At 56.5% G+C, this 11,296-nt stretch carries 9 protein-coding genes; 8 read left to right on the top strand and 1 reads right to left on the bottom strand.

Features of this window, described 5'->3' with window-relative positions:
• Positions 1-10 precede the first annotated feature (10 nt).
• From ABD735_RS14595 to ABD735_RS14585, 3 genes are read left to right on the top strand one after another with little or no spacing between them, the layout of a single operon-like run.
• The gene (locus tag ABD735_RS14595; protein ID WP_344807871.1) at positions 11-964 is read left to right on the top strand and encodes an acetyl-CoA carboxylase carboxyltransferase subunit alpha; all 954 of its coding nucleotides are present in this window, start codon (positions 11-13) and stop codon (positions 962-964) included.
• Positions 948-2,501 carry a tRNA lysidine(34) synthetase TilS gene (gene tilS, locus ABD735_RS14590; protein WP_344807694.1) on the top strand — a complete coding sequence of 518 codons (1,554 nt, stop codon included), beginning with the start codon at positions 948-950 and terminating at the stop codon, positions 2,499-2,501. Before ABD735_RS14595 ends, tilS begins: the two co-directional genes overlap by 17 nt.
• Before the next feature lie 52 nt (positions 2,502-2,553).
• Positions 2,554-4,734, top strand: a complete 2,181-nt coding sequence (locus ABD735_RS14585; protein ID WP_344807692.1) for a malate synthase G — start codon at positions 2,554-2,556, stop codon at positions 4,732-4,734.
• 38 nt (positions 4,735-4,772) lie between these two features.
• Here ABD735_RS14585 and ABD735_RS14580 read toward each other — a convergent pair whose 3' ends face one another.
• The gene (locus ABD735_RS14580; protein ID WP_344807690.1) at positions 4,773-5,621 is read right to left on the bottom strand and encodes a tRNA threonylcarbamoyladenosine dehydratase; all 849 of its coding nucleotides are present in this window, start codon (positions 5,619-5,621) and stop codon (positions 4,773-4,775) included.
• Between the two features lie 58 nt (positions 5,622-5,679).
• On the opposite strand from ABD735_RS14580, the gene ABD735_RS14575 reads away from it, so the two are divergent.
• The 5 genes from ABD735_RS14575 to hemH all read left to right on the top strand — a co-directional run bounded on the left by ABD735_RS14575 (position 5,680) and on the right by hemH (position 11,164).
• Positions 5,680-6,699 carry a response regulator gene (locus ABD735_RS14575; protein ID WP_344807688.1) on the top strand — a complete coding sequence of 340 codons (1,020 nt, stop codon included), beginning with the start codon at positions 5,680-5,682 and terminating at the stop codon, positions 6,697-6,699.
• A gap of 42 nt (positions 6,700-6,741) precedes the next feature.
• Complete coding sequence (locus ABD735_RS14570; protein WP_344807687.1) at positions 6,742-7,704, top strand: GGDEF domain-containing protein; 963 nt, start codon at positions 6,742-6,744, stop codon at positions 7,702-7,704.
• A gap of 106 nt (positions 7,705-7,810) precedes the next feature.
• The gene (locus tag ABD735_RS14565; protein WP_344807686.1) at positions 7,811-9,154 is read left to right on the top strand and encodes an ABC1 kinase family protein; all 1,344 of its coding nucleotides are present in this window, start codon (positions 7,811-7,813) and stop codon (positions 9,152-9,154) included.
• 28 nt (positions 9,155-9,182) lie between these two features.
• A complete protein-coding gene (locus ABD735_RS14560) occupies positions 9,183-10,034 on the top strand; it encodes a crotonase/enoyl-CoA hydratase family protein (protein WP_344807684.1) in 852 nt (283 codons plus the stop codon).
• Positions 10,031-11,164 (top strand): ferrochelatase, encoded by a 1,134-nt coding sequence (gene hemH, locus ABD735_RS14555; RefSeq protein WP_344807682.1) that lies wholly within the window; start codon positions 10,031-10,033, stop codon positions 11,162-11,164. Before ABD735_RS14560 ends, hemH begins: the two co-directional genes overlap by 4 nt.
• The last annotated feature ends 132 nt before the right edge of the window (positions 11,165-11,296 follow it).

The raw sequence follows: 11,296 nt of genomic DNA, 5'->3' as shown, positions 1-11,296 counted from the left end.
CGACAGAGCAATGAATCTGAACTATCTCGACTTCGAGCAGCCCATTGCGGAGCTGGAGGAAAAGATAGAGGAACTCCGCCTCATCGGTTCAGAAACTGATGTCAATATCAGCGAAGAGATCGAACGACTGCGTTCCAAAAGTTCGAATTTGACGGAAAGCATTTTCTCCGACCTTACCCCCTGGGATATATCGAGACTGTCTCGACACCCTCGCAGGCCGTATACCCTCGACTATATCAACAGCATCTTTACAGACTTCGACGAGCTCCATGGCGATCGCTCCTTTGCTGACGATGCCGCCATCGTAGGTGGCACCGCGCGACTTAATGGTCGTCCAGTCATGGTCATCGGCCATCAGAAGGGTCGCGAGATCAAGGAAAAAGTGAAGCGTAACTTCGGCATGCCGAAGCCGGAAGGCTATCGCAAGGCACTTCGATTGATGGAAATGGCTGAACGCTTCGGACTGCCAATTCTGACTTTTATCGATACACCTGGCGCGTATCCGGGCATCGGGGCAGAGGAGAGGGGACAGAGCGAGGCCATCGCCTACAATCTTGCCGTGATGTCCCGGCTCGAAACTCCCATCATCGCCACGGTGGTGGGGGAGGGTGGCTCTGGTGGCGCGCTGGCCATCGGCGTCTGCGACAAGTTGCTGATGCTGCAATACGCCACCTACGCTGTCATTTCGCCTGAAGGTTGCGCCTCCATTCTCTGGAAGAGTGCCGACTATGCGCCGGATGCCGCTGATGCCATGAGCATCACTGCGGCCAAGCTGAAGGCGCTCGATCTTATCGACGAAGTGGTGCATGAGCCACTCGGCGGGGCGCACCGCGACCCACGCTCAATCGCGCGACGCCTGAAAAAGTCTTTGGTCAAAGCCCTCGACAGCCTAGTCGACAAGCCTACCGATCAGCTGGTGAACGAGCGGTACGAGCGCCTCGTCGCCTATGACAAATACTTCTGAGCAAGCGCTTATTCTCAGGGTTTTCGAGCGACTCGATGCCCTGACTGCAGATTCGGCCTCATCCTTTTCCATTGCCTATAGTGGTGGGCTGGATTCACATCTTCTGCTTTGTCTGAGTGTGCGCTGGTGGCAAGACCTGCCTGAGCGAGAGCGCCCGTCACTTCGTGCAATTCATGTCGATCATGGTCTTCAGGCTGCCTCATCAGAATGGGCGCAGCGGTGCATGAGCGCATGCGACCTCTTGGGTGTGCCCTTAGATATCGTGCCAGTCAAGGTGCACGCTCGAGGCAGTTCCGAAGCTGCCGCTCGATTAGCGCGTTATGGCGTTTTTGAGGCGCATCTCCCTGCTCAGGGCGTACTGCTGCAGGGGCATCACCTTGATGACCAGGCCGAGACGGTGCTATACCGGCTGGCGCTAGGCCACGGCCTGGATGGCCTGAGCGGAATACCGCAGTGTAGGGTACTGGGGCAGGGTGGTCTCTTCAGACCCTTCCTGGCTGCCGGCCTACAGCGGCGCGATCTCGAACTGCTCGAAATCACGCTGGTTGGTAGTGGCATGCCGCCTCATCCTGTAAATGATCCCAGTAATACCGACACGGTCCATGACCGCAACTATTTGCGTCATGTCCTGCTGCCGCCGCTGCTGTCACGCTGGCCAAGCGCGCTGGCTCGAATGAACCAGAGCGCACAATATCTGTCAGAGGCGGCCGAACTTTGCGAGACGCTCGCCGAACTTGATCTGGTACAGGTGGAGAAAGGCGCTTGCGAAGTCCTCGGGTCCGACTATCTCGCCAGGCTACCGCTGTCCGAACTGTATCAGTGGCCCGTTCCGCGGCAACGCAATCTACTGAGATACTGGCTGAAACAACAGTCACTGTCGCTGTCTGAAGGTGGCTGGGCAGAACTACTGGGGGCGGTGGAGCGATCCTCCCATGACAGCGGCCATCAGGCGAATGTCGAACTGGCAGAATCCCCTGCATCGCAGTCCAGTTCAAAGCCGCACGATTTGCCGGGGGCAAGGTGTGGTGAAACGCGTCTGCCCCAGCCGGTGCTGCTTTCGCTGTATCAGCGCGCGCTCTTCATCCATATAGCGGGTCCTGACAGACAGACGGCCGGTTCACTCGGCATTTTCGCCGGGAGCTCTCCTGAAGGCGATTGCGTTTGGCCAATGCACAGTACCGTCATCGCTCCCGAGCCTGGCCAGATCGTCAGCTGCGAGCCAAGAGCGGGTGCCATCCGAATCAAGGTGGCGGGTCGCCACAAGTCCACAACCCTGAAAAAACTGCTGTCAGAGCGCCGCCTGCTGCCATGGGAGCGCGATGCGCTGCCTCTGATCTGCTATGACGGCGAACCTGTGTCCATGCCAGGCGTTTTCGTGTCTGCGGCCCATTCGCCAGATACGGCGTCCACAGGGGCCGACGCTACGGCAGTCACCTCCCGGCCCCTGCTGACCTTCGCCTGGTGTTCCAATGGCTATGGTCTTGCTGTCCTGCATGGTCGTAATACCGCCAGTAATCCAGTAAACTCTGCCGCCTGAAATTCATTAGCACGGCACTCAGACATAATTTTCGTCAGGATGGGAAACAAGCATGACGCAACGAGTTCAGGTTGGCGGTCTACAGGTCGCAGAAGTACTTTACAAGTTCATCAACGAGCAAGCGATTCCAGGCACGGATGTCGAACCGGAAACGTTCTGGACGGCCCTCGAAAAGGCCGTCAATGAGCTCGGTCCCGAAAACAGACAGCTGCTCGCCAAGCGCGATGAGATCCAGGCGCAACTGGACGAATACAATCGCAAGCAGAACGGTGAGATCAAGGATCTCGGCGCCTACAAGAAGTTCCTGAAGGACATCGGCTACATCGTTCCGGAAGGCGGCGATTTCAACATCACGACTGAAAATGTCGACCCCGAAATTGCCACCATGGCAGGTCCACAGCTGGTCGTTCCGGTTATGAACGCGCGCTTTGCGCTCAACGCGGCGAACGCGCGCTGGGGCAGCCTGTACGACGCGCTCTACGGCACAGACGTCATTTCTGAAGAAGGCGGCGCCAGCAAGGGCCCGGGTTACAATCCGGTCCGTGGTGACAAGGTCGTGGCCTACGCCAAGAAATTCCTCGATCAGGCCGCTCCGCTGGCCAAGGGCTCGCACAGCAAGGCTGTTGCCTACGCGGTGGTCGATGGCCAGCTGAAGGTCAAGCTGGAGTCTGGCGAAGACACTACACTGAAAAACGCTGAAAAATTTGCGGGCTATCAAGGTGCTGCAAACCAGCCTGAAGCGGTGCTGCTGCAGAACAACGGTCTGCGTTTCGAAATTCAGTTCGATGCTTCACATCCTGTAGGCGAGACCGATAAGGCGCACATCAAGGACGTGTTGATGGAAGCTGCGCTGACCACCATTCAGGATTGTGAAGACTCCGTCGCAGCCGTAGATGCCGAAGATAAGGTTGTGGTCTACGCGAATTGGCTCGGCCTGATGAAGGGTGATCTGGTTGAAAGCTTTGCCAAAGGCGGCTCTACCGTCACACGCAAGCTCAATGAAGACCGTGAATACACGGGAGCCGACGGCAGCGCCTTCAAACTGCCCGGCCGAAGCCTGATGTTCGTGCGGAACGTCGGTCACCTGATGTCCAACGATGCCATCATCGACAAGGATGGCAACGAGATTCAGGAAGGCATCATGGATGGCTTCGTCACCACCCTGATCGCCATCCACGACCTCAATGGCAGCAGCACGATCAGTAACAGTCGTCATGGCAGCGTCTATATCGTCAAGCCGAAGATGCACGGCCCGGAAGAAGTGGCACTCACCATGAAGCTGTTTGATCAGATCGAGCAGGGCCTGGGTCTGCCGCAGAACACCATCAAGGTCGGCATCATGGATGAAGAGCGTCGCACCACCGTCAACCTGAAGGAATGTATCCGTCAGGCGAAAGACCGCGTCGTGTTCATCAACACTGGCTTCCTCGACAGAACCGGCGATGAAATCCACACCAGCATGGAGCTGGCACCGGTCGTCCGTAAGGGGCCGATGAAGCAACAGGCCTGGATTGCCGCCTACGAAAACTGGAACGTTGATGTGGGGCTTGAGACAGGTCTCGACGGTAAGGCACAGATCGGTAAGGGCATGTGGCCTATTCCTGATCAGATGGCTCAGATGATGGAGACCAAGATTGGCCATCCAAAGTCTGGCGCCAACTGTGCCTGGGTACCTTCACCGACTGCAGCCACGCTGCACGCGATGCACTACCATCAGATCGACGTCATGTCACTGCAGCAGGAGCTCAAGTCACGTGAGCACGCCAAGCTGGATGACATCCTGACCGTGCCGGTTCTGAAGGATCCGCAGTCGCTGACTGCGGAAGACAAGAAGCAGGAGCTGGACAACAACTGTCAGGGCCTGCTCGGCTACGTGGTTCGCTGGGTCGAAAGCGGCGTTGGTTGCTCCAAGGTGCCAGACATCAATGACGTGGGCCTCATGGAAGACCGTGCAACGCTACGTATTTCCAGTCAGCACATTGCCAACTGGCTGCGTCACGGTCTGTACACGAAGGAAGAAGTCATGGAAGCCATGAAGCGCATGGCCAAGATCGTTGATGAGCAGAACGCATCGGATCCTGGCTACAAGGCTATGTCTGCTGACTTCGACTCAAGCGTGGCCTTCGAAGCCGCCTGCGATCTCGTGTTCAAGGGCACTGAGCAGCCAAACGGCTACACCGAGCCATTGCTGCACGCCTACCGTCGCAAGGCCAAAGCTCAGGCTTCAGCCTGAACCCTGACGGCCTGAGCCGGGCCGCCTGAAGGGGCGGTCTAGCGCGCAGGCTTCGCTGCCAGCTTCGCCAGGGCGATTGCACTCAGTGCAAGCCCGAAGCTGGCGGTAACGGCCATGCTTGCACCGTAACCTGTCGCGCAGTCCAGCCTCATGGACTGCTGCGCACTCTTTCCCAGTTCCGTTTCCTTATCATCCTCAACAGCACAGGCATCAGCCTGCATTGGCAGTTTTGCCTGCTCGGCTGAAAATACAGCTGGAATCCCAAAGCGTCGCTTCGGGTTCACCGGAAAGCCATACTCCTGCCGCAATAGCCGGCGCACTTTCGCTAACAAGGCGTCGTGATAAGTGACGCTCAGGTCACTTCGCTGCAGCTGAAATGGATCCACCAGACCCCCAGCGGCCCCTGCCGTAGCCACCGGAATCTTGTTTCGCGCGCAGTAGGCCAGCAAGGCCACCTTGTGCTTCACCGAGTCGATTGCGTCAACAACGAAATCATACTCCCTGCCAATCGTCGCCTCGAGATTGCTTCGCGTCACAAAGGTGGCATGCGCCTGAATGATGGCCAGGGGATTGATCGCCCGGAATCGGACTGCCAGCGCCTCGCATTTCATCTGCCCAATCGTGGCAGTAGTGGCGTGCAATTGTCGGTTGGTGTTGGACACGCAGATATCGTCCAGATCGAACAGGTCGACTCGTCCGATGCCCGTTCGCACCAGTGACTCGGCGGCCCAAGACCCGACACCCCCAAGACCGACGACGGCTACTCGGGCGCCGATGAAACGCGAGAGCGCCTCAGGGCCATACAGACGACTAGTGCCGCCAAAGCGTTCCTGCCAGCCCCTGTCGCTCGAATCGGGCGCGGGGCTCATTGCAATATTCTGATCCATGCACTTTACTGAGTGTAAAAACAAGGCCCCTGTATAAGCCATAGCGACCAGTGAATCAATGACCACACCTGTTCTGATCTGTGACGACTCGAGCGTCGCGCGCAAGCAAATGGCGAAGTCGCTCCCCCGCGACTGGGATATCGAGATATCTTTTGCCAAGCATGGTGGTGAAGCGATAGAGCTCATCAAGCAGGGCAAGGGCGACATTCTCTTCCTCGATCTCAATATGCCGGTCATGGATGGCTACGAGACCCTGGCCGTGATCTCCAAAGAAGATCTGCCAAGCATCGTCGTGGTGGTGTCTGGTGATATTCAGCCGGATGCCCGCAAGCGGGTCATGCAGCTTGGTGCCGCCGACTTCATTCGCAAGCCCATTGGCACGGACGAGCTGGCCGAGATTCTGCAGCGTCTTGGCATTCTGGGGCCTGAAGCAGAACGTCCCGCCGCCGCGCCCGCACTCACGCCAAAAATGCTCGAAAAGAGTGGCAAGACCAGCGAGCTCGATGCCTATCAGGAAATCGCCAACGTTGCGATGGGGCAGGCAGCTGACTTGCTGGCCAGGTTGCTCGATGTCTTTATCCTCCTGCCAGTGCCACAGGTGAACCTCCTGGAACAGAGCGAGCTTCGAATGGCGCTGCAGGCGACTCAGGACAAGGACAGCTATTCCGCAGTGTGCCAGGGCTTCATCGGCTCAGGCATCGCTGGCGAGGCCCTGCTCCTGTTTCACGACGCCAGCTTCTCGGACCTGGCCCGCCTCATGAAATATGAGGGTGAACTCAACACCCTCGGCGAGCTCGAATTACTGATGGACACCGCTTCCATTCTGATCGGTGCCTGTACCAAGGGCATCGCCGAGCAGATGGATATCTCCTTTAGCCAGGGGCATCCACAGGTGCTCGGTCAGCATGTCGATGTGTCACAGTTGATGGAGAACAACCAGTGGAACTGGGAGCGCATGCTGGCCATCGAAATTGCCTACAAGGTGGAGAATCACAATATTCAGTGTGACCTGCTGCTGATGTTCACCGAAGATTCTCTGCCAGTCATGCGCGACAAAGTCGCGTACCTCATTGAATAAGTCGCCCATGGGCACCCAGGGCGCCAGTAAAGGATACCGACGATGACCGCACCGGAAAGCCTGGATGCCGGTGAATTTCACTGGCTGATGGATATGCTGCAGACCATAGATGTTGGTCTGGTAGTTCTGGACAAAACCTATCGGGTGCAGGCCTGGAACAGCTTCATGGAAAACCACAGCGGCAAGAAGCCGCATACGGTCAGGGACCAGGTCATCTTCGATCTGTTTCCAGAGATTCCCAAAGACTGGTTTTTCAGCAAGACCCAGTCGGTGTTTCTGTTGCAGAACCGGACCTTCACCACCTGGACGCAGCGGCCTTATCTATTCCGTTTCAGAAATTACCGGCCGATCACTGGAACCGAGCCCTACATGTTCCAGAACATCACGATATCACCGCTGATATCTGCCTCCGGTCAGGTCGACCATATCTGCCTGATCATCTACGACGTCACTGACATTGCCACCAACTCGAAACAGCTTCAGGCCGCGAACGAGAAGCTCGGATATCTCAGCAGAACCGATGCGCTGACAGGACTGAACAATCGGGGGGCCTGGCAGGAGTCGCTCAAAGCCGAATATTCGCGTCACAAGCGAACCGGGCAGCAAAGCACGCTGGTCATGTTCGACATCGATCATTTCAAGAAGGTAAACGATACCTACGGCCACCCGGCGGGCGACGAAGTCATCAAGAAGACTGCCGCAGTACTGATGGAGACCATGCGCGAAACCGATATTTCGGGACGATATGGTGGTGAGGAGTTCACAGTCATTCTGGTAGATACCTCTGCTGAAAATGCCATGATCTTTGCCGAGCGCCTGCGGAAGAAGATCGAAGGTCTCACGGTGCACCATGAAGGCATCGCCATTCGCTGGACTGTATCGCTTGGCATTGCACCCGTCAACGACACCGTCAGCGAACCGATGCAGTGGGTAGAGCATGCCGACCAGGCGTTGTACAAGTCCAAGCAGGGCGGCCGAAACCGCTCCACGCACTACGCACCATAGTAGACCTGCGCCATATGAACGGTACGGCAATCCATATCCTCTGGCTGATGGTATACAGTAGGTAGCTCATCCAGCCATAGCCATCCAAAGATAGCCAGGTGTACTCTTGACCAACGACAAGGACAGCAAGCCCCGCAAATCCAGGGTGACGCCTGTCAGCCGTACTCGACGTTTTTTCAAACTGGCAGGCATGACCGCTTCGGTCGCCGGCAATTATGCTGGTCAGAAGATTCGCCGCCAGTTTACCGATGAACAGACCCACGATGAGCAGAAAGCCGAAAGCTACGACAAGATGGCCGCTCGTATCGTCGACACGCTCGGTGAGTTGAAAGGCGCAGTCATGAAAGTGGGGCAGGTGGCCTCACAGACGCAGGATTTCCTCCCGAAAGAATTCTCGAAAGCCTTGCAGCGCTTGCAGAAGGAAGCGCCGCCAATGGACTTCGACGTCATTGCCAAACAGATCGAGGAAGAACTCGGTGCCAGCCACAAGAGCCTCTTTGCCACGTTTGATGAAGAGCCCTATGCCGCGGCCTCCATCGGCCAGGTGCATCGCGCCACTACCCGTGAAGGCCAGGACGTCATCGTCAAGGTTCAATATCCAGGCGTAGGCGGTTCGGTCGACTCCGACCTCAAGCAACTGAGGCTGGCCCTCAAGTTGGGTGGCCTGCTGAAGATGCCAAAAGAGTCGGTCGATCAATTATTTGCGGAGATTCGTGCGCGCCTGGTCGAGGAACTCGACTACGAGAATGAAGCGCGTAACGTCGACCTGTTTCGTGGCTTTCACAAGGATGAGCCGAAAGTGCTCATACCCGCTGTGTTGCCAGGACTGAGTTCCCGCCGGGTGCTGACAATGGAATACGTCGCGGGCGATCATGTCAGCGAAGTCACGACCGAGCGCTACTACCAGACCATTATCAACGAGATTGGCGAGTTGCTGTTTCGCACCATGGCCGACCAGCTCTTCAGGTTCAAGGCCATACATGGTGATCCTCACGCGGGTAATTTTGCCTTCCGACCGGACGGCACCCTCATCATCTATGATTTTGGCTGCGTGAAAAAACTCAAGCCCGAGATCGTGGAGGCCTATCGCAAATCGGTGAATGCGGCGCTGGCAGAAGACTATGCGGCGCTGGATCGCTTCATGATCGACCTCGGGGTCCGGGTGGAGGAAATGCCGGCTGTCGACGAGGCCTACTACGCGCTCTGGCGCGATATCATCATCCAGCCCTTCAGTGACGAGACTTACGATTTCAAATCTGGCGATGTCCATTTGAAAGTTGCCGCCAAATCCAATACTGTATTCAAGCACTTGGCGTCGTTCAAACCGCCAGTGGAAACGCTCTTCATCGACAGGATGATCGCTGGTCACTACTGGATCATGAAGGGCTTGGGTGTGCAGGCGGCCTTCAAGCCATTGCTGGACCAATATCTCAAGACGGAATCGTCCTGATTCTGCTTATCTGTATTTGGAAACATGTATGCAACTGTTGAAAGAACTCACCCTCGAGTCGCTCGAGGCGTCTCAGTACGAGCACCTGACGCTCGAAGTCAGCCAGCATGTCGCGACAGTGACACTCTCCCGGCCCGATAAGGCCAACGCGCTCAATATGCAGCTCTGGGCGGAAATAGGGCAGGTCTTTGAAGCGATCGACCAGGTCGCTGATATCAGGGTCGTCATCCTGGCCGGTGAAGGCAAACATTTCTGCGGCGGGATCGATCTCGCTGAGTTTTCAGCCATATTTACCGCCAAGCGCGATTGCGAAGGCCGTTTCCGTGAACGACTGCGTCGGCAGATCCTGGCGATGCAGGATAGCTTCACTGCGATAGAACGTTGCCGGGTCCCGGTCATAGCCGCCGTTCATGGCGCCGTTATTGGTGGCGCGATCGACATGATTACCTGCTGCGATATGCGGTACGCCAGCTGCGATGCAAAGTTTTCAATACGCGAGATCGATATTGGCATGACCGCTGATGTCGGCACCCTGCAGCGGTTACCGAAAATCATTCCGGACGGTATCATGCGCGAGCTGGCCTATACCGGCCGCGAGTTTGGCGCCGAGGAAGCCAGGACGATGGGTCTGGTCAATTCAATTGCCAAGGATAAGCCTGCGTTGGACATGCTGGTTGGGGAATTAGCTACAGAGATCGCGAGCAAGGCACCATTGGCCATTCGTGGCACCAAGGAAATGATTCTGTTTTCACGTGACCATAGTGTCGAGGAAGGGCTGAACTACATCGCCACCTGGAATTCCGCCATGATCCTGAGCGACGACATTCAGCAGGCCATGAAGTCGCGAATGACCAAGCAGACGCCGGAATTCAAAAATTGAGCAGGCGCGAGCACCCGGTCGATACCCCGCAGTACAAGGCGCAGACCAGCTTTGAGCATGGACAGCGTCGTCGCACCGGCGTACTCATCACTAACCTTGGAACACCTGATCAGCCTGAAAAAAAAGCGCTTCGGCGGTATCTGAAAGAGTTTCTGAGCGATCCCAGAGTAGTGGAAGTACCTCGACTCCTGTGGTGGTGCATTCTCAACCTGGTGATTTTGAATATCCGACCTGCCCGGTCGGCCAAGGCTTATAAAACGGTCTGGACTGATCGTGGCTCGCCGTTGCTCTTCCATACCGAAGATCAGTGCAAGGCACTTGAGCGGCAGCTGCAGGCCGATTTTGGCGAAGACCTCGTGGTGGATTTCGCCATGCGATATGGCAATCCGTCGATTACCAGCAAGTTGACTCGCATGCAGGAAGCGGGGGTCGAGCAACTGATCGTGCTGCCGCTGTATCCGCAATATTGCGCGGCGACCAGTGGCTCCACCTTCGATGCTATTGCTGCTGATTTCACCCGTCGTCGCTGGTTGCCCGCGCTGCAGTTCATCAACTGTTATCACGACTTCGATCCGTTCATTGCTGCCTGCGCCAGCCAAATCCAGGCTTACTGGGCAGAGCATGGTCGCAGTGACAAGTTGCTGCTCTCCTATCACGGTATTCCAGCGCGCTATCTGTCTGCTGGCGATCCTTACCACTGCCATTGCCACAAGACTTCACGGCTCATCGCCCAAAAGCTTGGCCTCGCCGAAGGCGAATATCTCACCACTTTCCAGTCCCGTTTCGGGCGGGAGCCCTGGCTCAAGCCTTATACCGATATGACGCTGAAATCACTCGCTGCGGAAGGCGTGGCATCGGTACAGGTATTTTGCCCAGGGTTTGCAGCTGATTGTCTCGAAACAATCGAGGAAATTGGAGAAGAGAACCGCCATTACTTTATTGAGGCCGGTGGTAAGGCTTACGGCTTCATCCCTTGCCTGAATGCCGAGCCAGCACATGTCGAGGCCCTGAGTCAGCTGGTTGGAAAATACCTCGCGGCCTGGCAGACGGATGGCGCCCGCCCACAGGCCTCGGATGCAGAACGTAAACTTCAGCGTAGCCTCGCTCAGAGCTTGCCTGATCCTCAATAGCACTGCCCAGCCTGTTCCAACATTGTAAATTTTGGCAACTTTTCCAGAGCCTGTGTAATTGCAACAGCAATTGCAGGGCTCATTGAGGCTCCCTTTGCCCGCAAATAAATCCTGAATTTTACAAGCCTATGA

This window comes from Allohahella marinimesophila, assembly GCF_039538005.1.
Lineage (GTDB): Bacteria > Pseudomonadota > Gammaproteobacteria > Pseudomonadales > Oleiphilaceae > Allohahella > Allohahella marinimesophila.
Note: the sequence above shows the minus strand (reverse complement) of the source record. Positions and strands in the feature narration are given on the sequence as shown.

Coding starts and splice junctions, on each gene's coding strand:
- tilS (WP_344807694.1), top strand. CDS start 948: ATGACAAATACTTCTGAGCAAGCGCTTATTCTCAGGGTTTTCGAGCGA.
- ABD735_RS14585 (WP_344807692.1), top strand. CDS start 2,554: ATGACGCAACGAGTTCAGGTTGGCGGTCTACAGGTCGCAGAAGTACTT.
- ABD735_RS14570 (WP_344807687.1), top strand. CDS start 6,742: ATGACCGCACCGGAAAGCCTGGATGCCGGTGAATTTCACTGGCTGATG.
- ABD735_RS14580 (WP_344807690.1), bottom strand. CDS start 5,621: ATGGATCAGAATATTGCAATGAGCCCCGCGCCCGATTCGAGCGACAGG.
- ABD735_RS14560 (WP_344807684.1), top strand. CDS start 9,183: ATGCAACTGTTGAAAGAACTCACCCTCGAGTCGCTCGAGGCGTCTCAG.
- ABD735_RS14575 (WP_344807688.1), top strand. CDS start 5,680: ATGACCACACCTGTTCTGATCTGTGACGACTCGAGCGTCGCGCGCAAG.
- ABD735_RS14595 (WP_344807871.1), top strand. CDS start 11: ATGAATCTGAACTATCTCGACTTCGAGCAGCCCATTGCGGAGCTGGAG.